Source organism: Bacillus sp. S/N-304-OC-R1, assembly GCF_019749375.1.
Lineage (GTDB): Bacteria > Bacillota > Bacilli > Bacillales > Cytobacillaceae > Cytobacillus.
Genome location: NZ_JACWFE010000004.1, coordinates 323,949 through 347,570, shown reverse-complemented (window position 1 = coordinate 347,570; position 23,622 = coordinate 323,949). Strand labels below are relative to the sequence as shown.

Here is a 23,622-nt window from a genome sequence, read left to right as displayed (position 1 = left end):
ATTGTAGAAGAACGTTATTGAATTAAAGCTCCCGTTAGTTCAACAAGCATTATTTCTTTTTAGAAGATTTATTCCCAATAATAATAACAACAGCAACAATTACTGCGAACCATATATACCAATCCATTTGATTTCCTCCTTAACTGACTAAAAATCAATATGATGATTTGATAAATAGCAGCAACATTTCAGAAAACAGCCAAATTCTAAGAGTTATGCTCTTTACACCAGAATATTCCTTTTTCTATTAACTTGCCCCGTTACTTTAAGTAAAAATTTTTACAAACTCGTATAAACTTTCACCTAGATATCTAGGTGTTATTCAACAATCTGTCCCTTTTCATAAAGTATCTGTCCCGATAACTGAAAAGGGCACAATTCCTCTTCAGAGTTGCGCCTGATTGCAGAAGATCGTAAGTGAACTAAAGCCCCCTATAGTACAAATAGACACTCTTTTGTCCAACAATTTGAATGGCATTTTTAAAATTTTAGATATTAATCACCAGATGCAAATACTATCTCTGTTTTGCAAACTACTTCTCCATCTTGGAAAATTCTATTTATTGCGTTATTTTATCACTTGGCATTAATAGTTGATACTAAAAGGGTGAGCTACTTTAACTATACTTCCCCGTTACTCGAAGAAGAAAAAAGCGACCTTCGTTATTGAAGTATCGCATCTATTAGTTAACTAAGTTATTATTTATTTTATTGAAATTCAAACTTCACTGGTCTCAACAATAGGTTTTCCAATGTTTCCTTTGCATCTTTATTCTCAAACAAGATCTCATATAATGCGTTACAGATTGGAAGGTCTACTTCATACTGTCTAGAAAGTTCCTTCAAAGCCTTTACAGTTGAAACACCCTCTGCTAGTTTTCCAAACCTTTCTCCTTCAACATAAGCCTGTCCAAACTTCCTATTTTTGCTGTGCATGGAGAAAAGTGTAGCTTCATAATCACCTAAATGACTTAACCCATAAATAGTTAAATCGCTTCCACCCATTACACTTACTAGACGAGATATTTCTCTAGTTCCTCTAGCCATAAGTGAACCCTTTAAGCTACTATAATTTAATCCATCTAGCATGCCAGCCGCAATTCCTATAACATTTTTTGTGGCGGCTCCCATTTCATTCCCAATAAGGTCCTGACCATAATAGAATCTGATTAAATCACTATTTAGTTCTTTAACAATCTTTTTAGTTATTTCAACGTTCTTTGAACCAATAACCATACAATTTGGTATGTTATTTACATATTCTTGTACATGTCCTGGGCCGAGCCAAACTGCTACATTTACATTTCTTCCAACCTCCTCGCTAAAGACTTGAGAAAGTCTTTTTCCACTGGAGGCTTCAAGTCCTTTCATACATAAAATGAAAGTTTTGTTTTGTGTTTCTATTATTGAATTTAGATGCTTAGCAAATGACCTTAATTGTTGGGCACTGATTGAAATGATTATGAATTCCGCATATGATATGGACTTTTCTAATGAGCTACATAACGCTATTGTATCTGGTAGAGTGAGAAATTCATTTTTTCTCGTTTCTTTTAATCCAGTAAAATTATTAGAACTTTCTCTCCCCCATAGCATTACATCATGACCAATTTTATTAGCATACCAAGCTATAAATGTGCCCTATCGACCGCATCCTAAAACAGAAATTTTCATTATTCTTCAATCAACCTGCTGCTTTACTTCAATTAGATAAAGCCATAATCTGCTTATTCAACAAAAAAACGATAACCAAACTTTGATTATCGTACCTGTTACTTTAAGTAAAAGATTTCACAATGTCTAAAATATTTTTAGAAATTACCTTTTTTGCACAATCCATCAATCTTTGCAATCATCTGATAAGGGTAATTCCTTGGCGAATTTATTTTAATTCAATTATATAAGAAGTGCATTCTTTTACTTTTGAATTATTTCGTGAACTATTAAATTTGAACACGTTACAGAATGCATACCTCTTCCTATTTTCCAATATTAAAGTACCGTTTATTGAACCATCATATCCATGAGTGATAATGTTACTAATGTGCAGTTCTGATACCTCATTATTCTGCATTTGTTTTAATGTTTCGACAGAACTTTCTTTCCCTTTGATAAGTTTTTTTCCGATTATATTCCAATTAAAATCATCTGTAATATTATCAATAATAAAAATCAAATCGTTTTTAACAAGAGCAATGTTGAATTCCTTAAGATGCTGTTTTTTGGGTGCATTTCCGCAATCTTCAGGGCAAATTATTTTTATTTCATTGTATTCGTTCTTGGGAGTATCCAATTTTCAATCTCCTTTAATCCACAAATTTTTATTATTTAATCATAAAATTTATATGTCTGAAAGTAAATATAGGATGTAGCTTAATACAGTACCCTGCCCCGTTCAATAAAAAAGGAGCAATCTCCTACTTGAAGTATTGCCCCCGTTCGTAATATGGTTACTTTCCTACTGGATAGTTTTGTGGATTATGGAAGAAGTCAACGTAGTTGTATCTTCCTATCAAGTCAAAGGTTTTCTTATCCTCATTAAATTCAAGTACAAATACTTCTCCACGCATTCCAGAATTTAAAGTATTATCAACGATTGCTATTCTATTTTCACCAAGTTGTACAACACTCTCACCAGCCGAAATATCAACCGATGACGGAATTTCAGATTGAAATGATGGAACCGGTTTTAAAGCAATTACAATTAAGCATATTAAAATACCTATCATTACATTTTTAGTTGATTTATCAGACATAAACTCCACCCTTTTTATACTTATTTTACCATAACGAAACCAATTGTCTTTATTGAAGTAAACTGCTCCTTTAGTACAATAAGTTTAACAAAAATATGCGTTAACCCTTCTAAGATTAACGCCCTCATTAGTTTAGGTACATTATTTCACATACTTCACAATAAAAGCCGTTTTCTATATATGAGAAATAGCTTTTATTACACTAGTTATTCAAACGATTTAGTTTCATCCTTCATTTTATTTCGTTTTAAAACTGTACCTAGAATTATAATCATGCCCAATATACCAATCCAAACAAGTGCAGAAACCATATCCCATGATAATGCATTACCGAAGAAGAAGATTTTTCTTAAACCTTGGATCATAAAACGCATTGGTAGCCAAGAGTAAATCCAATCCTGATAAAATGGTGACATCATTTCAGGTGCCAAAGCCAATAAAGGAGCCCCGAAGAATAGCAATAATACAAAGATGGCGATTCCCTTTATCCCAACTAACGAAAGTACAGCTAAAATCATTAAAAAGAAGCTAAATGATGTAATTGATAAAAATATAGCTGTATCCATAAAATTCGAAATATTCAACCTTATCATTCCATCTGCAATCCAGGTTAAGCCGAATCCTATGACTAGTGCTCCAATTGCGCCCATTGCTATCTGTCCTATTTTTGTCAAAAGACTTTCTTTACGAGTGGTGATAGGAAGTTTGTTAACGGAAATAAATAGAATAGCTGCCATAGCTAAACTGGCCATCCATAATGGTTGGAATAAAGAAACAGGAGAGTTTCCATTAGCACTATTAGTTCCGACTTCATTTACATTTGAAACTACTTTAGCGATTGGAACGGCAAGGGCTGCTGCCTGTTCAGGTGTTAAATTTCCGCCTTGTGCTTTAAAACCGTCAAGTAGTTGTTGGCGGACCATATTGTTCATGTTGTCAACTACACCGTTCAAAACCTGACCCGCCATCGTTGAAGCAGCAGTATTCATTCCTTGGTTAATAAATATTTGTACTTCAGGTGCAGAAGGTACTTGTGTCCGTAATGATGCTTGTTTAGCACTAAAATCTTTTGGAATGACTAAAGCCGCGTAATACTTTTGATTGTCTAACCCTTTTTGGACTTCCTCAGCGTTTTTTACTTCCATCCATTTTACAGCAGGTTCTTTATCCTTTGTTGTTGCTGAAGACTTTTGTATCATGTCAACAATTATCTGACCCATATTCATCTTTGATTGATTAGGAATTTCCACTCCCTCGTCCTCATTTACGATTGCAATAGGCAGGTTTTTCGGTTGTGGGTGAACCGATGGAAATAATGTTAGTGAAAAAATAAAAATAATTGTAAATGAAATAATTGGTGAAACCAATACCAGTTTATTTTTGAACATTTTTGCCCCTCCTTTGTTTTTGAATAAAAAAGACAACGTGTTGCTTTTTTATTTACATTCAAATTATAATTTGGGTACGAGTATAGTTTCAATAAGCATAAATTGCTCATGTGTTGGTTAAGGAACACTTTATATATTTGTGTCGCAAAAAAGTCAGGAGGGTTATAAAGAATGCAAGAAAATAATACAGATTTACGTGTTATTCGTACAAAGCAATCTATTCGAGATGCTTTTGTAGAATTAATAGAGGAAAAGGGTTTCGAAGCCATTACGGTTAAGGACATTACAACTAGAGCAAATATTAATAGAGGGACATTTTATGCACATTATCAAGACAAATTTGACTTAATGACCAAATATGAAGAAGAAATTATGTTTGATTTGTCCAAAATTGCAGAACAGAACTTCCAAAGTATTGTCACTGCACTTGAATCCAATTCGCCAACTACAGGACCTTATTCTATTGCGGTTTTAATACTTAGGCATATAAACGAAAATAGTGGGTTTCTGAAAGCTGTGTTAGGTCCAAAAGGAGACTTGTCCTTTCAAACTAGACTTAAAGATTTTATGTGGAGAACAATCTTTGGAAATGGTTTTATTAAGGAGGAAAATTTACTTGTTCCTGGGCAATACTTAGCATCTTACATAGCTTCTGCTCATATTGGTGTTATTCAGCAATGGTTGAATAGTGGCAGAAAAGAATCTCCAGAAGAAATGGCTCGTATTCTATCGACCATTATGGTAAATGGTCCCCTCTTTGCTGCTGGTTTTAAAAAGTAAATATCAAAATATAAGGGACAATACATTTCAAATAGGTGCTATTCCTTAATTTTCGATAAGATTATTCAACTAACCTGCTACGTTCCTTATAAGTACAGAATTTCACAATATCTTTTAAATTTTATCCTATAAATCAAATTGTTTTAGAGGCATTGCTCAAAAATTCGGCCCTTTACATAAAAAAAGGGCGGAATTCTTGCTGTGAACTGCATACTTTACTTCAATAGGAAATATAAAAATTAATATACCAATCAGAGATACAATTACTCTTGCCCAAAACAATTTATTATTGATTCCAGCTTTTTTTTCTAAAAAACTGATGTAATTCAATAGTGAGGGAAATTTTGAGAATTACTGGTGATTAGGAATAGCAAACTCTAATTAATGAAGCACCAATTTAAATTATTAAAATACTAAATCTGATGGTACTGGGATTTTTTAAATAAGAAATTTAGGGAAATAGAATGATATCAAAAAAAGTTTGATAAGGAGGTTTAACATGCGTCCTAAGTGGTCAATATGGGTCTTGAAATTACTATGGTTTGCAGGGTTATTGGGATTGTTATTTATTAGTAATCATTTTGAACTTATTGTAAAGAAAAAAGTGAATGAAACTTTTATTACATTGCCTCTAATTTGGTTTTATTCGATTGTACCTTTTATATTTGGTGTATACATTTCTCTTCTTTTAGTAAAAAAGTGGTTGTTTAAAATGAATAAACAATTATTTCTATGTGTGACAGTACCATGTCTGATTATTTCGTTTTACTATCCAATCGTAGCTACTTTTTTTCCAAATGCAGCATTTCCTTTTGTTTTTTGGATCATTAATCCAACCTCTGCTGGAATTGCCTCAATTGTGGCTGGTTTGAGCATTATTATGGCTTTTTTCCGGAGTTAATCAGCAAACAGCCCAATAAGTTTTGAAGTGAAAAATAAAAAAAAGCAGCCTTTTAGCAGCTGAACAATAAATATCAAAAAAAGGTATGGGTTTTTCAATTATATGACCCTTTTCATGAAAGGAGACGCTACTCTTATTCAGAAAAGCGCCCGATTGTTGAACAATGCAATATGCAAGAGATCGCACTGCAAATGCGTTATTTGAATATAACACCCGCTTTACCATTGAGACTGAAAAGTACTTCACACCGTCAATACTGCTTCTACGGCTGTGCAAGGAGGGGAGCTGAATTATGGCGCTTTAGGACCAATCAACACCACTCCAACAGGATTGCAGCTTTCGCAACAGGACAATTTGGCCGAGATGGTACGTATCGTGCATCATAATATTGCTAAGTAAACGCTCAATAGAGTACCTGTTAGCTGCATACGGAGCTTTTAACTTTTCATCGTCAAGGTCCGCAATGACCATTTTTAACTTATTCATGACTTCATTATATTGCTGCACAGTCTGGGCCCACCCAATTTCGTCTTCTGGATCCCCCGGATTTCCAAAAGTTTCTTCATTGCTTTCTGCCTTACACGGATTCTCTGTGCCCTTAATACGATGGATTACATCTTCATTCCAAAATATCAAGTGGTTGACAATCTGCCAAATTGAATTGCTGATTCCCGAATTTGTCCATGCTGCCTCAGCAGCGTTCACTCCATGAAGCGCCTGATCCATGGATGCAAACCATTCATTCTCATGGCAATGCATGTCTAGTTGTTCTAAGAACATTTTGGTTACATCTTGCATACAACCAATCTCCTCACTGTTTAGTTTAATCTTTCATATCATTAATTTTGAGAATACAACAAAATCATGATCACTATGACTTATTCGGCTCATCCAACTTTTATTCCTTCATCTTGACAACTAAAGTACGCTATAGGGCAGACCTTTTTAAGTTGAAATAATCCAGAGTAACACATCTGGGGAGGAGAACTTAGTATAGTTTGTTATTATTAGGAGATTCGGAAGGGATGGTAATATTATAAAAAACATCTCTACCCCTTTTGCACCCCTTTAGGTAAATAGTATATAAAATTAAGAAATTATTTACCCAAAAAATCTCCAGTTAAAATTTCATACAGATTTTCTGAATCTTGTTTTGTTAATTTCACATACCTATCGCTATCGGTGACAATTTCGAGATTTTCACCATTTGAGCTAACAATTGAAATTGATAGTCAGCAAAACGTGCCATTTTTCATCTATTTCCCCCTTATTATTGCTTTCTTATAGCACTAACCTGCCCCGTTGTTCTATGTATAAAGTTTCACGAACTCGTCTAAGCTTTCACCTAGATATCTAGGAGTTAATAACTGAATCTGGCTCTTAATTGAAAATAAGCGTAGCTCTTATTTCAGATAAACGCCCGATTGTTAAAAAACAATTAATAATTAAATTATCTAGGTAGCAGTAGCGTATGAAAGTTTATTTTTAATAACAAAATAAGTTAATACACCTAAAACAAGGTATATAACCAACATGCCACTTCCCATTACAGCCGAATAATCAAATCCAACAATTAAAGAGTATATACTTAATAATAGATAGATAGTTAAAAATACAAAACCTCTCTTTCTACTATTCACAAAAACAGTAGTAAAAATTGCCAATATTAAACTTACACTTACTATGTGACCTAAAAAGAAAATTGAATACATTAATATACTATTCCCCATCTAATTCTCCTCGTTACACACTTCTGCAAATAAAAGTAAAATCAATGGTATACTATACTGTCTTTTAAATACACTTTTTCACGAGCACCATCTATCATTACCGTAAGTATGCAATTTTTCTTGATTTTCTTCCTACATTAAAAGGCCCTTAACATAAAGAAAGAACCTATTTTGCTGCAGATTTGCGCTCTTTTTGGAAAACATAAAAGTCACCACAAGCTAAATGTCCATAAATTTTTTTGACGTAGCTTTTACAATAAGGAAATGAGGGCTGGTCATGAGATAGCAATATGATTTTTCTTTTATTTCTTTCATCTTTTCTTGCGGTTGTGGTTCAATTAGCTGATCTAGATTGAAATATTGAGTAGTTTCACTTACGATGCTTTGAAGGGGTCTTCTGTAAAAGCTAACATCAATTGTAATATTAGGTTTATTCCAGGTTTCTGATAGGAGCTGAGTTTTAAAGTAATCTTCACAATCATGTCTTGTGTAGTCCATAAATGGGTGATGAACTGAAAATAAAAAGGTTCCGCCTGCTTTTAGAATGCGGTTGAATTCTTGAAATGTGTAAGTCCAATCCTTTAAATAATGAAGAGTAAGTGAGCTTACAATCACATCAAAGGAATCTTCCTTAAACGGTAGGGATTCTTGAAGATCATGACAAAGGAATGTTGCCTCTTCCCCTAAACGTTGCTTCGCTGCTTTCACCATTTCGGGACTTACATCAATACCAGTAACTTCTGCCCCTTGATGCAATAATTGATAAGAATACCATCCAGCCGAACAACCAGCATCAAGCACCTTTTTCCCTTTTAATTGAGAAGGCAAAGCCGTAATCATAGCTGGGCGTTCATAGTATGCGTTATAAGGACTCCCCTCATCTACATCGTATCTATACGTATCTGCTAATTTATTATAAATGTCTCTCGTAGTATTGCTCATTTAATTTCCACCCTTCATAGTCCTGATATATTACATCAATTTTATGATCGTTTTTTTCGTGAGAAGTCCTGCTCTTATTGCATTAAATTTAGAAAGGTGAATTTCCTGCTCCTGAAGTACGCCCTTTTATGTCGGAAGTCTTCTTTAGCTAAAATGTATAGATTGAAACAAAGAGTACAAAAACTGATGCGGTGAAAGATATAATTGCATTTGTCTTTCGTTTTACTTTTAGTTCAGAAATTCCTGTACACAACATCATTACTCCTAAGAAAAATAACATATAAGGCATTACCTGATATTTACTAGTTATCAATGAGTACCCTGCTAAACAGAATGCAATCACCGCAAAGATACCCCTTAATGTGTTTAACAAATAAGTCGAACCCCCAATTTTAAAATCGTTTCTATAACTCATTATAACATTTAATCCCATTAATTAGTTTTTTTTACAATTTACTCATTTCACTAAATTCCCCTTTACATATAAGTACCCTCTCTTTACAAGCTTTTCTAACCATTAACATAGATACGCATTTTTCAAAAGGTGTGGTTCCACAATCTGGCCCTTTTCAAGAATAAAGACGCTTTCCCTCTTTAGAAAAGCGCCAAATAGTTGAATAATAATGCTTGTTAAATTAACACAGTAGCAAATACAACTAAAATACAAGAAGTAAATCCAGCTAAGATATTTTGATAGAATAAATGGCTTGTTCTGCTCCAAATCGGGTAATTGTTCGTTCAAAATTCATACCTATTCTCTCTAAAAGTCTACAAGAGGACTTATTTGCAATTTGTGTTTCAGCAATTACTTTTGAAAGTTTTAATTCATTTAAAGCATAGTTAACTATCAACTGAACAACTTCTGTTGCATAACCATTTCCCCACCATTTCGGTAAAAATTGATAGGAGAGTTCATGGTAAACTCCCTCGTGGTGAGGATCAAGTGAAACTAACCCAACGAAACTATCCGTGTGTTTTTCTCTAACAACCCAATAATAAGAGTCAGTGCTGGAATTAAGCATAACTGCAAATACTTCTTTAATCGAGTTTTCATCACGTATTCCACCAAGAAATTTTCTAACTTCCTGATTGCCATATAATTTTTTCACGTCAACATAATCAGATTTTTCTATGATAGTAATAAAACATCTTTCTGACTCAAACAACCTAACTCCCCCTAAAAACATCAAGCTAAAATTGCTTTTTAAATAAGTACATCCTGAATTATTAATTACCTTTATTGTACTAAACTGCACATATTTTAAAAAAATATTAGCGATAATTCTTCAAATAATTTCCTTCTTCATAAATCTCTTTTGCACTTAATCCCGTCCACTCTTTTGGTGTTATATCAGGATTTAAATCAAGATATGACTGTACCATTTTGTAACCTTCACTGTAACCATAATTTCTGGGAAGGCCATTTCCACCTAGAAGGATTTCTAATGATCTTTGTAAATTATGCTTTATAAGATCAGGTTCAATTTGAGACCAATACCCTGTATTGAAACTTGAATAAATAGGGGTGAAATCAATATCTGGATAAACTAATTTCTCAAACGTGACAGCTTTCCCTTCAAATATAAGGTTATCTAGAACTGAAAATGACATATTTTTAGTCAGATGGTTTTCAGTCCAATAGCTATGGTGGTATTCATGTGCGATCCCAGCCCTTAGTACCTCATCTGTGTAATACTTATTATAAAGAACCGTAATCTTTCCCGAACCAACTGTTACCATGGAACCAAAGTTTTGATTTGTGAATGGGAACACACAAACAGTTGTTTCCTTTTCATAAGGCAATATCTCCGATGATTTCAGTAGGGCTTCCTTAATTATTTTGGTCGTTTCTTTACTCTCTATTTTTTCAGTTAATCGCTTAATGTCATTGAGGTTATCAGGGGCTGTATGCAGAATTGAATTGGCCATATGGAGATGTTCACCATTTGCAAAACAATCATTATATATAGGTTCTATCACATCTTTTTTATAAAGTTCCAAAGAGGATTTATCAGAGATATCTTCAGCTTTACTAATAAAGTTATTAAATAATTTATAAGCTTTTACTATTTTAAATTTCTCTTTGGTATCAGGATGTTCAAATACCATAATGATACTGTCATCATCTATCTGGGTACCTTTCTCCATTGGTTTATTATTGTCTATTTCCCTTTGGGAACAAGCGACCAGCAGAAGTAAAATTACTAAAATATAAATTGCGATAGCAATCTTCTTCTTATTCTTCAATAATGCGCATCCTCCTAAATTAAACATTTTTACCATTATTATGAATCGTAATAATTATTTCAAAATTCCGTGGTTTATGCAATTACTATATTCAACAATCTGGCCCTTTAATGAAAATAAGCGCTATTCCTTGTTACAGAAAAGCGCCCTTTAATGGAATAACTAAAATCTTACCTCACGCATAATATCACTTAATTCTTATAAAATTACCTTTCAAAAGAATACTCTCTTTCCATCTTTCGTACTTTATAGTTCTTATACCATTCTTTTTTCCCTTTTATTTGAGCCGCCTTATGAGCTGTATTCTCTTTCCATCTCTTTATATCTTCTAGAGACTCCCAGTATGAAATAGTAATTCCTAACTCATTATCTCTTACACTTTCAATTCCTAAGAATCCTTGTTGTCTTGAAGCTAGATCTTCCATTACTTGAGCCATCTTCCCATATCCATTTTCACCTTCTGATCTTTGTGAAGAAAAAATTACTACAAAGTAAGATTCTTTAAATTCTTTTGTATTAACAGACATTCAATGTATCCTCCATTTATTCTTAATTAAGATTGATTGGCTAGTTTAACTTATTGGATAAAACTAAGAAGCTCCAATAAAAATACTTATTTATAAAGCAACAATGCCTTAATTATTTCATGAAAGTAATCCTTCCAGGTTTTATTCTTCACCTTTAGTTGCTCCTCAATATAATTTTTTATTACTTTGTTTTATTTAGAAGGTAACCAGTATTGTTTACCTCTTCTTTTATAAAATTGTTATTTACAAGATAGATGCCGATTAAAATAAATGTTCCCCCAGCTATAAGCGAATAGGAAATAGGTTCATTTAGCAATACACTCCCAGTCAAAACACCAAAAAAGGGAGCTAGAAATAAATAAGAACTTGTTTTACCTGGATCTCCCTTTTGTAAAAGGAAATACCAAACCGCAAATTGAACAATAGAAGACATTATGCTTAACCATAGGAGAATAAATATAGAATGCTTATTAATATGAAAGAAAGGTTCTTCCAGTAATATACTTAAAAATATAAGAATGCCTCCGCCAAATAGCATTTGATAGGCAGATAGTACCCATGTATCGAAACTCCGACCCCACCTATTAACTAATAAAGTGGAAATAGCCCAAAAAACAGAGGAAGAAGCTCCAAACACTAAACCTATTCTAAAATCATTAATGCCGCCTAATGTAATCCCTACACCTACGAAGCCTAAGACAACTCCACTCCATTGATACCATTTATAACGGTTACCCATTAAAACAGTGCCAAAAATAATGACTAATAACGGATTCATAAAAGTTAAAATAGAAGATTCACTGGCTGTTATAGTTCTTAGACTTATAAATATACATCCCATTACCCCCACTGTTTGTAGAGATCCTATTATTATCACTCTTCCCCAATTTTTCATGCCACTAGGGTGTGGTCTTTTTTGTATCATCACGATAACAGTCATGATAAATCCAGCCAGAAAAAAACGTAACCCAGCCAATAACAAAGGAGAAGAGTAGCCTAATCCTATTTTTCCTATGGCAAAAGATGAACCCATTAAAACAGTAGTCAAGATAATTAATGTAAAAAAGTTGTATTTTTTCATGTATACCGTCCCCTCCCAGACAAATTTTTTATTTTCCTCTAAAATTAAAAATCTCCACCTACCTTGTGAATAGGTCTCTTTAGTATTATTATAAAACCTATATAATACGATATTTATCGAAGTATGGATTACAGAGGTGTTCAAAAATGAGTATACATCCGAATATTACGGCACTAACTGCTCTACTTGCAGAAAAGTCAAGAGCAACCATACTGGCAGCTTTAATGGATGGGAAATTCCATACAGCAAGTGAACTAGCATATATGGCCACCATTAAACCCCAGACAGCCAGTTTTCACCTTGCAAAGCTAGAAGAAAATAACCTTGTAATCAGTGAGAAAAATGGACGATTTCGATATTTTCGAATAGCAAATGATGAGGTAGCAAATACCCTTGAGATATTTATGTCCATTTCTCCTCCACCTGAAGTTCGATCTTTAAAACAATCTAGTCAATTAAAAAGATTAGAAAATGCAAGAACTTGTTACGACCATTTAGCTGGACGTGTAAGTGTTAATTTAACAAATATAATGCAAGAGGAAGGATATTTAGAGAGATGCAATAAAAAGTTTATAGTATCAGCAAAGGGAGAACTCTTTTTTAGAGACTTGGGAGTAGATTTAGTTGGTTTATCTAAAAAGCGCCGTTCCTTTTCTCATTCATGTCTTGACTGGAGTGAACGTACACATCATTTGGGAGGTGCTTTAGGAAATGGTTTATTTGAAAGGTATATTGAATTGGGTTGGATAGAGACTAAAGCAAATTCTCGAGAAATCGTTATTACTACCCGGGGAAAATCCGGCTTTAAAGACTTTTTTGGACTAGAAATTTAGATGTAAAGTTCCCTGTTTCATACTAATGTTTTACAGACTATAATAAAAGACACTTTCTATACTGAAAGTGTTTTTGTTGTCCTTTCTTTATAACATTCTAGCCATTCTTATTACGCTACCCTGCTCCGATAGTTTAAGTGCATTTTTTCACAATTTTGGAATAGCTACATAAAAAAACTTTTATTTTCATAGATGATGCTGTATTATCAATAAGGGCACCCTAAAAATAGAAAGAGGTGCTTAATTAATATGTACGGAATAATTCATTATGAAGTATTTTTACTAACAGGAATTTTGTTGAATTTAATTCCAGGTGCAGATACGATGTATATCGTTGGGAGAAGTATGTCACAAGGCAGAAAAGCTGGTGTATATTCTGTTTTGGGTATTATTACTGGTTCTTTGACTCACACGTTGTTCGTTGCGTTTGGTTTATCAATGATACTTGTTAAATCTGTTTTCTTATTTAATACCATTAAGATAATAGGTGTTATGTATTTAGTGTATTTAGGGATTCGCATGTTACTTGATAAGTCCAATTTAGCGTTTCAGGCAGCTGCATCCGACAAACTAAATATACAGAAACTATATGTGCAAGGACTTTTGACGAGTCTTACAAATCCAAAAGTATCTTTGTTTTTTATTGCGTTTCTTCCACAATTCATAGAAACAAAGGCTTCTGGACCCGTTCCATTTCTCATCTTGGGACTGACCTTTACAACCACTGGGTTGTTATGGTGTTTATTTGTGGCTTATTTTTCTTCTTATGTTACAAAAAAACTTAGAGGAAACCAAGAAATAGGAATGATTTTAAACAAAATTACAGGAATAATTTTTATCGGCATGGGGATTAAACTACTGCAAACAAAAGCCCCTAACTAAACTTAATCTAAGAATGCCCCCTACCAATATTCAAATTTAAGTTGATTCATATATAGAAAGAAGCCCTTCAGAGGTACCTCAGAAGGGCTTCTTTTCTTTACCATAATAGGGATTCGCTAACCATCTTATTCGACAAACCTGCCCGTTACCATTCAGCAGAGCTGCACCACAAAGAATGGAAATGGGTTAACTATCAATACTGATACTGACCTTAATCCAGTCACGCCCACCTCTTTTTTTGACGATTGAGCAGGGTCTTCTTAAGTATTTCCTATTTTAATGTCTAAAGGGATACTTATTTTCATGATAGCTCAATAAAAAACAGGATCGCCGAAGCAATCCCGCTGTTCAACTAAAGGAATCTATATATCTCCTATTATCCCAATATCAACTACAACATTATCTAATCCACCAGTCATATGATTTAAGAAATGGGCTGGTATTCCTTCTATTTCACCTCGTTGCCTAACTAAACCCTTAATAATTGGAATCCATAATTCGGGATTATTTTTGTACCCTTGATATATTAATCGCAAAAGTTCTAACATCTGACTCAATTCTCCGTTATTATCTAAATCCTTTGGATTTTGGGTAATATTTATATTTTTAAAAAATGATTTAATTTTTTTATTAATCTTTTCCAATCCTCCACAATATTGAAGGATTCTATTCGCAACGAAACTATCATGACAGGCTATCATCACTTCAACGGCATCTTGCAATGCCAAGGTCTTTCTGTTTTGTAAGTGAGGATATATTTCATTACTAACTTCTTCTGGATTAAAATTAATCTCCCCTACAATATCATTCCAATTATAGTGTTTTTCTTCGACTAATTTTGCTATACAAAAAGCAATTGCAACTTTAGCAGAAGAAGCAAGAGGAACTGATAATTCTTCATTTAATGAACCTAATATATCCTGTTTTGATACTGAATAAATAATAATTCCAACTTCACCTGATTCTATTTCCCTTATTTTCTCAAGAACCTTCTGCATTTTAATACCTCACTATTAACTATTATTTATTTACTTATTCTCTCTTTTGTAAAATTACTCCTTCTTCAAGAAACCTGCCCAATAGTTAAAGAAGCGACAGCCCTATTCAGCCATCGCCATTCTTAGTTAATCAAACTTAAATTAAAAATTGAAGCCACATATGTTCTGGTTCGTGTATTTCTAAAGCATTTCGAAGCCATTTTTTCTTCTCATCATCGAGATAATCCTTTATGGTGATAAAGTCTTGATGGTCTTTTTCTCTTGTGTTTTTAGCCTTATATAAAAGTACAATTTCTGGATTAAGGTACGGAATACCTGTTTTAGTAATACTGCAAATGGAATTGAGTGGATAAGAAATCCTTAAATCTCTCCTGTATATCCAATCATTTTCTTTGGTTTCATTAAGAAGAATTTCTATTTTGTCGCCGTTTAACATATTCGAAGCGTGTATTTCGTGAATTGGTAACCCTAAATACTCATTTTCCCAAATATGGAACTTACCTTTAATGACCTTTTGGAACTCCCATTCTTTGAGATAATCTTTTAGATATAGTTGGTCTTTTCGAAAAATAGCAAACTCTATATCGTTATGTTCCCTTGTTTGTTTATCAATAAAAAGGTCAATCGCCCATCCGCCAGCAAAAAACCACTTTCTATCAAAGCCTGACATTAATGAATTAATACCCAGGCATTGTTCAAATGACATATAAGATTCCCCCAAAGAAAATGTTACATAATATCTATTCTCTTTCTGTACTCGAATCTCCTTTGCCTTATTCAACTATCATACTCCGTTAGATTAAGTACATGTCTTCACAATCTCCACTTGGCTAAAGAGTTATTCAATTAAATGGCCCTATTATTGAATAAGGTACAATTCCTTTTTAAGAATTGCGCCCTTTAATGGAATAACTGAGTAGCTTATTACTGTTTTAGTTGAAGTATGATTACTGAGCTAGCTTTTTGTATTTAACAAAATATGGTGTAAAAAGAGAACCGATTATTAAAATAGCAATCCCTACACCCATTGTTGCAAAAGCATTATCAAAGGGTAAAAAAAATATCCAAACATCAGCATTGGTATGATAGTCAAAGATACAAATATTAACCTTCCAAGAACTGTTATTCTATGTTCAGTATTACAGTTTTCACATTCAATTGGTTTATACCCCCACCATAAAGATTTATATATATTACTCCAACTAAATTGCGTGTTACAGTTCTTACACTTTTGCATTGAATACACCACCACACTATTCCGGCCCATTTCATAAAGAATGACGCTTTTCCCTATTTCAGATAAGCGCCCGATTGTAGAATAAAGTAGGGGTGAATTGTAAGCTAACGTTTCCGAATAGGAGTGCTTTTCTTTAACATCCAGTGGCCATTTCTGGACAGCTTTTTTCATACAAACAGAAAGCTGGTTTATATACAGTGATGAAATTGAACATAAAAGGGCTTCCTTTAAGATAGTCGGTTTTTTGTACTTTCAAAACTAAATTTATGATACGACAAGATGTGGTTATATATAGTGTGGCTTTCGCGACTGGTCTAGACATGAAAAATCTTCTTCTCTTTTTTCAGTATTTTTCGCAGTATTAGATAACACAAAAATCCAAGAGGGCCGAACATTAGGATAAGGAATAAGATAATTGATTGGACCGGTATGGGTAAATATCGGTGTTCCATGTTATCCTTAAAAACATAATGACCGATAGTCTGGTCGAAACAAAGTATATGAAGCCAGACAAGTATAGCGAAGTTCGGTTGAGACAACAATTTAGTGACACCCTCTACAGAACCAAAATTATGGACGAATCCTAATCCAGATCCTGCAATCGTAATGATTATTCCAATAACATAAAGTGCGGCAAGATAGATAGGAAAAACGGCATTATTCACTAGAAACCGTGTAACTCGCCATTTCGGAACGATTATTAAGACAATCCAAAATGGCATAACTAAGCTTGCAAGAGAAAATAACTTTTCATACATCTTTAATATCCCCTCCTTTGATTAATCACTGTGCGATGATGTATCGAGATTCACCGTCTTCGGCCAAATAAGATTAATTACAATTGTAACAACTGATCCAAACCAGATAAGTAGCATAACGCCTGAAAGGATTGGAAGTGCAGTCCATTCAAAAACGGTACGTCCTAAGGCTGTTTGTACAGCAATCAACAGGATAGATATAGTCCAAGCTAAACTCCCAAAATGGATGTGCCGTCGTGCGTACTGATTTTCAATTCGTGCCTTCTCGGATAACCATCCTAACAGCGGTAATGCTTGCAAAGCATGAAAACCAAGACCATGGAGGACAATTAGGTTTCCTGAATCCCCTGTATATCTACTTTGCATAACAATCATCCATAAACCAGAAGCAAAGGCAAACATGACGGATAGAAATGCATACCGGATGCCCAGAACTACAAGGGGACGTTCATTCGCCTGTCTTTTGCGATAGAACGAGATAGCAATCAGCACAACTACAAGGATGATCAATAGCGAATCAAGCCCGAATAAAGCACCAGCAATTATATCGGCTGTCTTAGAACCAGTTTTTGAAAATCGTGGATTTATCCCGCGAAATTGCTGAATTGTTTCGATCGCATAAGCATAGAGAATTGCAGGAATAAAAAACCAACGAGCAGCAGCACGTTTGCGTAAACTTAGACCCGATATTGGTAAAATGGCTGCTATGGACAAAAGAAACAATGCGATTGCTGCGTCAAAGGAAAACGCACGATCTAAACTTCCTTCTGGTAAAACCACATTCCCAAATATTCCGATATAAAGAGCAACCCCAATTGCAAGTAAAAACCCGAGCAAACTAATCATTACGAGCAGCTTTTCTCCTCTAAATAGCTTCAATTCAGAAATATCAACCTTTCCATTACTCGCTTTCATCAATAAATCATTCCTTTCTTTCATTTTTGAATGGAATTAAAATTTATTTATTAATAAATAAAAAAAATTAGAATAAAAGAGGCAGATTTTCTTCTGCCTTATTTCGTTTTTATAGTTTGATTGGTTTCTTTGATTAAAAACAGAGTAATTGTGGTAAATCTAAAACTTCTGAGACCGTAATTAAGAGTCCTGATCCAATAAATTGTGAAGCTGCTTCCTCCGCTTTCAAAATTCCTGCCGATTTAAACTTCACGACAATAGTTTCATGTATGATCTGAAACTGCTTTCTCACATAATCACGAATCTCAGGTTCAGAAATGGCATGAGCTTGCATGACCATGAGAACCTCATCTCTATGGGCTTCCATGATTTGAATAAAAGCATGCCCCATCGTCTCCATTAATCGATCAGGAGGTGCTTCAACTTGGGTGAACGTTTCATATATTCGATTCATTGCCCTGTCATAAACAGCCTTGAAAAGCTCTTCTTTATTTTTAAAAAAGTGAAACACATACGGTTGTGTAACTCCTACTGCTTTAGCCACCATAGCTGTAGTTGTTTTATAATATCCAAGTTCTGCAAATAGTCCTACCGCTTTATCGATAATTTGTTGTTTGCGATTTTCGTGGCCAGTCAATACTTCCCACTCCTCAATTATTTATTAATAAATAAATTATAAAAAGATGTGGAAAAAAATTCAAGAGTTATTTTCACTTTAAATCAATGTCAATATTGTAAAAACAGATTGCTAAGTACAGCAATCGTTTCATTTTCTGTCCTGTGTCTACTCTTGAAGAGGTTGGTAAATGGTTAATTTATTCAACTATATGGCCCTTTTCATGAAGAAAGACGCTTTCCTTATTTCAAAAAAGCGCCAGTTCGTATTTGGTGAAGTATGAATATTAAACCTTTATACCGAATAACCTTGCTGCTTATTTAATAGGCTCTCCATAACGCACCTTGATGAGGAATAAAACAAGGATCCCCATATTTTATGAGACAAACCGCAGACTTTTTGAGAAACTACCTAATAAATCAATCACTCCAGCATCATTTCTCAATTAGCGTGAGTCCCCGGGCACACTTGAAATTTAATGTGAACGATGATTGCCTATTTGACTAGTCTCATATTACTGATTTAATCGAGCGGATGGCCGCCTTTGGTATAGATTGATAATCATAACTATGAGTATGATATTTACGCCAACAGACACCCACGCAACTGGATCCGACCAATCATAAGAGCTGTGTTTTTCCGTAAATACGACTGTCACTCAATGCAAATGCCCCCATATTCCATCCCCAATGAAGACCTATACTGTGCCATAAAGTAGTAGATTTTATGTATATCAAAGTGAAAACTATTCCAGAGGCAATAAGATGAAATAGATATGGCGATGACAAAAGTGATTCCCATTTTGGGAGATGGAACAAAATAAAAAGAAACATAGAAAAGACTATAGAGATGAACATTGAATGCTCTTCACGAAGCGACGAGAATACAAATCCGCGAAAAATAACTTCCTCCGTCAAAGCTATATAAAAAGTAGTAAACAGATTTATAGCTGCAGCAAGTGCTATCTGGGAAATTGCAGGAATTCCACCTACCTCGAATCCGCCTAACATCCATCTGATGACAAAAACCATTCCATACGAAATTAACCCAAGTAAGAACTATACAAAACCGTGCGTTTCTTCCAACCGCCAAGATCGAAACGAATCTTCGCTAATTTCTTTCTGTTTGTCCACCTGGTAATTTTTATTATTGCCCATGTGGATATACATGCAGCAAGCACCCATAACAAAGGTGATGTGTTCACCGCTCCAAATACAATTTCCACAATCCATGGCAGCATTTGCAAAAAACGCAACACAAAAAAAACAATTGATTTAATCCTCATAGTTTTCACCCCGTTGAATGTTCAATCACAACATGAGCCCCCTTAATTTAATTAAGTTCTAGATAGGTGGCTTTTGGTTTTATTCCACCATTATTACTTCAATAATTAAAATGAAATTACCTGCTTGCTTTTTCTACATATATGATACGGTTCACCTCAATTAATGCTAACTACATCCTCCACAATCTGGCCCAATTACCTAAAAAGGCACAATTCCTCTTCTAGCATTGCCCCCTTCATTGGAATATGACTTTGAAACTCGCAGTTCTATTCCTTTTCTTTCATTGGTTCAATTGTTGTAAGCTTACCTTCATTAGGAGTTTTTAAGTTCCAAATAAAGTTCACAATATACTTTTCATTAACTTTAACTAACTTGTATTCATTCATAGAAACCTTTATTTTTTTATCATCGAATATTAAATAATACTTCCCCTTCTCTTGAAGCTTCTCTTCAAGCTTGAATACTCCTCCAGTTGATACTTCATGAAATTGATGATTTATTATTGATAAAATTGTAATGACAGAGATAATAATAACAGCAGCTTTTATACTTGCTTTAAGATTTTCTTTTACTTTTACGCTTCCTCTTTTTCGAAAATATTTAATTAAAAAATATAAGTAGATAAGAAAGATAACTGGGACAATAAACACTGCTAAATTGAAAGGTAGGTACATTATTTCATGTAATGAATAATTGAAATCTGCAATTGCCTGGACTCTTCCCAGCTGTAAACCTATAAATGCCGAATAAATTAGTCCTAACAACCAATACAAAGCCACCTTTTGAGCCTTATACAATTTTCGAATGTCTTTTCCTCTTCACTGTTTAGTTTCAGATCAAAATACCCCCATATCTTCACAGAGTGCTTCAAAAATACCGACCTTTAATGAAAAAGTTTTTTGTTATTCCGCTTGTCAATTTAACATATATATCTAATTCATTTATAAGGGGTAATTCAACCAAAGCCCTAAAACATAATGAAATAACACAAATCTTGTTACGGAATTGCGCCCTATTCATGAATAAGTAGATACTGTTTACACCTTAGGAGTAGTCAATAAATACATAGCCATAAGGATAACTATTACCATCAAAATGCCGATGAGAATGCGTTTCAAGATACCACCCCCACACTGCTAACCGCCCATATACTGATATTTATTCTTCATTCCAGACCCTTAGTCCTTTTTCACATAATGGCCCATTTCATGAGGAAAGACGTTTTCCTTATTTAAGAAAAGCGCCCTTTAATGGAATAACTTCAATTATCCTCGAATCTAAAAACCAGTTATCCCCAGTTAAACTAACATCAGTTAGCTTAAATATATGATTTTACAAATTTTCGAATAAAAATAAACTCTGAAAATGATTATACCACCCTTTATGTAAATATCCCCGTTTGGTTAGTTAACAGCTTTACCATCCTCATTTATCATTGAATTTGGTGTTAATATGTTTTCTTTATAACTTGAAGTTTTACTTTGATTCTGAATTAAAATAATTGAAGTAAACACAATTACCCAAATTACATTTACAAATGAATAATTAGAAAAATCAACAAATAAAAATAATGGAAGTCCATAATTATTAAGTGCATGTACTATAATGGGTATCCATAAATTTTTTGTTACTATATATAGATAAATAAATATTTGCCCCATTAAAAATAACCCAAAAAGACGATTAATAGCCTCTTCATAATTTAGTTGTTCAAAGCCACCAAAACCAGTTATTGTATGAACAAAAGCAAATAATACCGAGCTTATTAACATAGTAAGGAAGATTGCATGCTTTCTTTTAAAGTAATTACTTAAAAGTATTACAAGGAAGACGGGTAAAAAAAGTCTAAACATTGCTTCCTCAAAGAGAGCGACCCAAATAGCAACCCTACAAATGAGCCAACTAAATTTAAAATGCCTGCATCTGCTATCAAGCTAGAAAGCGGTTGGTTTGAAAGCAGTTCTACTCCAAGAACAAAACCATTAGAAATTAAATAAATGATTAGTAAATAGACAAATCCTACTTTTATTTTATCTAAATGGACTACCTCATGAATCACCCTCTTGAATAAACGAGATGGAATGATTAAAAATAATATAAATGAAACGATTAGAAACAAGCTTGCATTTATTAACAAATCGAAATTTAGTAAACCGTGTGAATATTCCCGTAGTATTTTCGCTGCATTCACAATGGGTGTCTGATATGTATTAAAAAATATACTAAGAAAAGCAAAAAGAATAATAATTGATGAAAGAGACACGATAACACTTTTACTACTAGCTTTTAGATCAAAAGTAACTTTGTCTGTTAATTTTAAAAGAATGAAGCTCCATAAAATACAAGATAGGGAGTTTGCAAAAATAGAAAACAGAGTATAGTTATCCTTAAAAAAATTACTCAGCATCGTTGATATCATAGGTGTTAAACAGAATAAGATAATTGGAAAAGTGAACAAAATAAAGCCTTTTAGTCTTTTTGTAAAATGAAAATATAATAAATATAATCCAATAAACAAAAATATTAAGTCGTTGATAAAATCATTATATTGTTTATAGATATTCGTTTCTAAAATAAAAGCATTTATCAATAGAGATACTAAGATACCCGCCAAAACCCAATAAACATTTCTCAATTTTTAGATTCCCCTTAAGTCATTGTATGAATTACATTATTTGGGTAAAGTATAACAATTTACTATAAAATAGCCAATTAAGCTGTCTAATAATTACATTCAAATTTAGAAATAATATTTATTCTTCAGCAAAATAGACCTTCTCCAAGTGCTTTGGTATGAACGGTTTATTTGGCTAATGGGTCTCTTAGAAAGGGAGAAATTTCTCCTTTTCAGACGACTGCAAGAGTATTTAAATTAAATAAAAAAACTTGTTAAACCAAAATTTCGTTTGTTCAATAGAAAAAAGGACGACCTGGCGCTCCTCGCTTTCTAACTCTTGCCCCTGTTACTTTAAGTACACTTCTGCACAATATTGTTATTTCTTATTGTGAAAAAGACAGCGAATATTGTTTGATAAGATTTTTTATTAAAGGATTTAGTCCTTCTGGTAACTCATTTGCTTTAAAGAACTTAGCTTCACTAGTTTCTTGACCATCAGCTTTAAGAACTCCACCTTTAATTTCCTTTGAAATATATGCGATAGTAACAGGATAGAATTCATCACCGTTTGGTAATTTAACAAAATGCTGTTTTCCTGAAAATACACCTACTAAATCCAGTTTACCAATTTCAATTCCTGTTTCCTCTAAGACTTCTCTTCTTCCTGCTTCTTCAGTAGATTCTCCTAATTCAATAAATCCACCAGGAACTCCCCAAAGTCCATCGCTTCGTTTTTGTAATAATAATTCTCCTTTTTGGTTTATTACAGCTACCGCAACTCCAACTAATATTAGAGGTTGATTTCCAAAAACCTTGCGTAAATCTTCAATATATCCCATAGTCTCCTCCAAAAAAACACTATATTTTTTCTAAGAAACATATTTAGACAACCACGAACATTTTTCCTTCTTTTTCCACTAACCTGCCACTTTTTCTTAATTACAATGTTTCACAAATTCACCAATATTAATATAAAACCCCTTTTTAATTTAGGAGAGTCTTATTCCATTAATTGGCCCTATTATTGAATAAGGCACAATTCCTTTTTAAGAATTGCGCCCTTCGTATTATAAGACCATCCAGAAAATATTTCTGGTTGACCTTTTTTATATCGATATATGATAACGG

28 protein-coding genes are annotated in these 23,622 nt (G+C 33.4%); 4 read left to right on the top strand and 24 right to left on the bottom strand.

Annotation, left to right across the window (positions count from 1 at the left end; translation table 11 throughout):
• Positions 1–708: 708 nt before the first annotated feature.
• From H0173_RS06815 to H0173_RS06800, 4 genes are all read right to left on the bottom strand, one after another.
• Positions 709–1,632, bottom strand: coding sequence for an NAD(P)H-dependent glycerol-3-phosphate dehydrogenase (locus H0173_RS06815; protein ID WP_313770618.1), 924 nt, complete (start codon positions 1,630–1,632; stop codon positions 709–711).
• A 250-nt stretch (positions 1,633–1,882) separates the two neighbouring features.
• On the bottom strand, positions 1,883–2,293 hold the full coding sequence (locus tag H0173_RS06810; RefSeq protein WP_221845581.1) for a hypothetical protein: 411 nt from the start codon (positions 2,291–2,293) through the stop codon (positions 1,883–1,885).
• Positions 2,294–2,450: 157 nt separating this feature from the next.
• Positions 2,451–2,756 (bottom strand): hypothetical protein, encoded by a 306-nt coding sequence (locus H0173_RS06805; protein WP_221845580.1) that lies wholly within the window; start codon positions 2,754–2,756, stop codon positions 2,451–2,453.
• A gap of 206 nt (positions 2,757–2,962) precedes the next feature.
• Positions 2,963–4,144: a YhgE/Pip domain-containing protein gene (locus H0173_RS06800; protein WP_221845579.1), complete on the bottom strand. Its 1,182-nt coding sequence runs from the start codon at positions 4,142–4,144 to the stop codon at positions 2,963–2,965.
• Positions 4,145–4,315: 171 nt separating this feature from the next.
• Between H0173_RS06800 and H0173_RS06795 the strand changes: the two genes are divergently transcribed.
• Positions 4,316–4,924, top strand: a complete 609-nt coding sequence (locus H0173_RS06795) for a TetR/AcrR family transcriptional regulator (RefSeq protein ID WP_221845578.1) — start codon at positions 4,316–4,318, stop codon at positions 4,922–4,924.
• Positions 4,925–5,423: 499 nt separating this feature from the next.
• On the top strand, positions 5,424–5,825 hold the full coding sequence (locus H0173_RS06790) for a hypothetical protein (protein ID WP_221845577.1): 402 nt from the start codon (positions 5,424–5,426) through the stop codon (positions 5,823–5,825).
• Between the two features lie 300 nt (positions 5,826–6,125).
• On the opposite strand, the gene H0173_RS06785 is transcribed toward H0173_RS06790, so the two are convergent.
• The 7 genes from H0173_RS06785 to H0173_RS06755 all read right to left on the bottom strand — a co-directional run bounded on the left by H0173_RS06785 (position 6,126) and on the right by H0173_RS06755 (position 12,352).
• Entirely contained in the window at positions 6,126–6,623 is a 498-nt protein-coding gene (locus H0173_RS06785; RefSeq protein ID WP_221845576.1) for a DinB family protein, read from the bottom strand.
• A 1,151-nt stretch (positions 6,624–7,774) separates the two neighbouring features.
• Positions 7,775–8,497 carry a class I SAM-dependent methyltransferase gene (locus H0173_RS06780; protein WP_221845575.1) on the bottom strand — a complete coding sequence of 241 codons (723 nt, stop codon included), beginning with the start codon at positions 8,495–8,497 and terminating at the stop codon, positions 7,775–7,777.
• 148 nt (positions 8,498–8,645) lie between these two features.
• Complete coding sequence (locus H0173_RS22200; RefSeq protein WP_260631081.1) at positions 8,646–8,777, bottom strand: YczI family protein; 132 nt, start codon at positions 8,775–8,777, stop codon at positions 8,646–8,648.
• Positions 8,778–9,177: 400 nt separating this feature from the next.
• Positions 9,178–9,663: a GNAT family N-acetyltransferase gene (locus H0173_RS06770; RefSeq protein WP_221845573.1), complete on the bottom strand. Its 486-nt coding sequence runs from the start codon at positions 9,661–9,663 to the stop codon at positions 9,178–9,180.
• Positions 9,664–9,769: 106 nt separating this feature from the next.
• The gene (locus H0173_RS06765; protein ID WP_260631060.1) at positions 9,770–10,744 is read right to left on the bottom strand and encodes a DUF2268 domain-containing protein; all 975 of its coding nucleotides are present in this window, start codon (positions 10,742–10,744) and stop codon (positions 9,770–9,772) included.
• 206 nt (positions 10,745–10,950) lie between these two features.
• Entirely contained in the window at positions 10,951–11,271 is a 321-nt protein-coding gene (locus H0173_RS06760; protein WP_221845572.1) for an antibiotic biosynthesis monooxygenase family protein, read from the bottom strand.
• Between the two features lie 181 nt (positions 11,272–11,452).
• Positions 11,453–12,352 (bottom strand): DMT family transporter, encoded by a 900-nt coding sequence (locus tag H0173_RS06755; RefSeq protein WP_221845571.1) that lies wholly within the window; start codon positions 12,350–12,352, stop codon positions 11,453–11,455.
• A 146-nt stretch (positions 12,353–12,498) separates the two neighbouring features.
• Here H0173_RS06755 and H0173_RS06750 point away from each other — a divergent pair, with 146 nt between their 5' ends.
• Together H0173_RS06750 and H0173_RS06745 are read left to right on the top strand one after the other, a co-directional pair.
• Positions 12,499–13,185 (top strand): ArsR/SmtB family transcription factor, encoded by a 687-nt coding sequence (locus tag H0173_RS06750; protein WP_221845570.1) that lies wholly within the window; start codon positions 12,499–12,501, stop codon positions 13,183–13,185.
• Positions 13,186–13,434: 249 nt separating this feature from the next.
• Positions 13,435–14,067 (top strand): LysE family translocator, encoded by a 633-nt coding sequence (locus H0173_RS06745; RefSeq protein WP_221845569.1) that lies wholly within the window; start codon positions 13,435–13,437, stop codon positions 14,065–14,067.
• A gap of 362 nt (positions 14,068–14,429) precedes the next feature.
• Here H0173_RS06745 and H0173_RS06740 read toward each other — a convergent pair whose 3' ends face one another.
• The 13 genes from H0173_RS06740 to H0173_RS06680 form a co-directional block, all read right to left on the bottom strand.
• Positions 14,430–15,065 (bottom strand): serine hydrolase, encoded by a 636-nt coding sequence (locus H0173_RS06740; RefSeq protein WP_221845568.1) that lies wholly within the window; start codon positions 15,063–15,065, stop codon positions 14,430–14,432.
• A 136-nt stretch (positions 15,066–15,201) separates the two neighbouring features.
• On the bottom strand, positions 15,202–15,771 hold the full coding sequence (locus H0173_RS06735) for a nucleotidyltransferase domain-containing protein (protein WP_221845567.1): 570 nt from the start codon (positions 15,769–15,771) through the stop codon (positions 15,202–15,204).
• Positions 15,772–16,083: 312 nt separating this feature from the next.
• Entirely contained in the window at positions 16,084–16,302 is a 219-nt protein-coding gene (locus tag H0173_RS22685; protein ID WP_221845566.1) for a TIGR04104 family putative zinc finger protein, read from the bottom strand.
• Positions 16,303–16,616: 314 nt separating this feature from the next.
• Positions 16,617–17,060, bottom strand: a complete 444-nt coding sequence (locus H0173_RS06725) for an ABA4-like family protein (RefSeq protein ID WP_221845565.1) — start codon at positions 17,058–17,060, stop codon at positions 16,617–16,619.
• 21 nt (positions 17,061–17,081) lie between these two features.
• A complete protein-coding gene (locus H0173_RS06720) occupies positions 17,082–17,975 on the bottom strand; it encodes a hypothetical protein (protein ID WP_221845564.1) in 894 nt (297 codons plus the stop codon).
• A 133-nt stretch (positions 17,976–18,108) separates the two neighbouring features.
• Positions 18,109–18,612 (bottom strand): TetR/AcrR family transcriptional regulator, encoded by a 504-nt coding sequence (locus H0173_RS06715; protein ID WP_221845563.1) that lies wholly within the window; start codon positions 18,610–18,612, stop codon positions 18,109–18,111.
• 493 nt (positions 18,613–19,105) lie between these two features.
• Positions 19,106–19,249 (bottom strand): hypothetical protein, encoded by a 144-nt coding sequence (locus H0173_RS06710; RefSeq protein ID WP_221845699.1) that lies wholly within the window; start codon positions 19,247–19,249, stop codon positions 19,106–19,108.
• Positions 19,212–19,601, bottom strand: coding sequence for a CPBP family intramembrane glutamic endopeptidase (locus H0173_RS22680; RefSeq protein WP_396021192.1), 390 nt, complete (start codon positions 19,599–19,601; stop codon positions 19,212–19,214). Before H0173_RS22680 ends, H0173_RS06710 begins: the two co-directional genes overlap by 38 nt.
• A gap of 32 nt (positions 19,602–19,633) precedes the next feature.
• Positions 19,634–19,876 (bottom strand): hypothetical protein, encoded by a 243-nt coding sequence (locus tag H0173_RS06700; protein WP_221845561.1) that lies wholly within the window; start codon positions 19,874–19,876, stop codon positions 19,634–19,636.
• Between the two features lie 267 nt (positions 19,877–20,143).
• Positions 20,144–20,650 carry a hypothetical protein gene (locus tag H0173_RS06695; RefSeq protein ID WP_221845560.1) on the bottom strand — a complete coding sequence of 169 codons (507 nt, stop codon included), beginning with the start codon at positions 20,648–20,650 and terminating at the stop codon, positions 20,144–20,146.
• A 630-nt stretch (positions 20,651–21,280) separates the two neighbouring features.
• Positions 21,281–21,730: a CPBP family intramembrane glutamic endopeptidase gene (locus H0173_RS06690; RefSeq protein ID WP_260631059.1), complete on the bottom strand. Its 450-nt coding sequence runs from the start codon at positions 21,728–21,730 to the stop codon at positions 21,281–21,283.
• Positions 21,697–22,512 carry a hypothetical protein gene (locus tag H0173_RS06685; protein WP_221845559.1) on the bottom strand — a complete coding sequence of 272 codons (816 nt, stop codon included), beginning with the start codon at positions 22,510–22,512 and terminating at the stop codon, positions 21,697–21,699. The genes H0173_RS06690 and H0173_RS06685 overlap by 34 nt, the downstream gene beginning before the upstream one ends.
• Positions 22,513–22,877: 365 nt before the next feature.
• Positions 22,878–23,333 carry an NUDIX hydrolase gene (locus H0173_RS06680; protein ID WP_221845558.1) on the bottom strand — a complete coding sequence of 152 codons (456 nt, stop codon included), beginning with the start codon at positions 23,331–23,333 and terminating at the stop codon, positions 22,878–22,880.
• Positions 23,334–23,622: the final 289 nt, after the last annotated feature.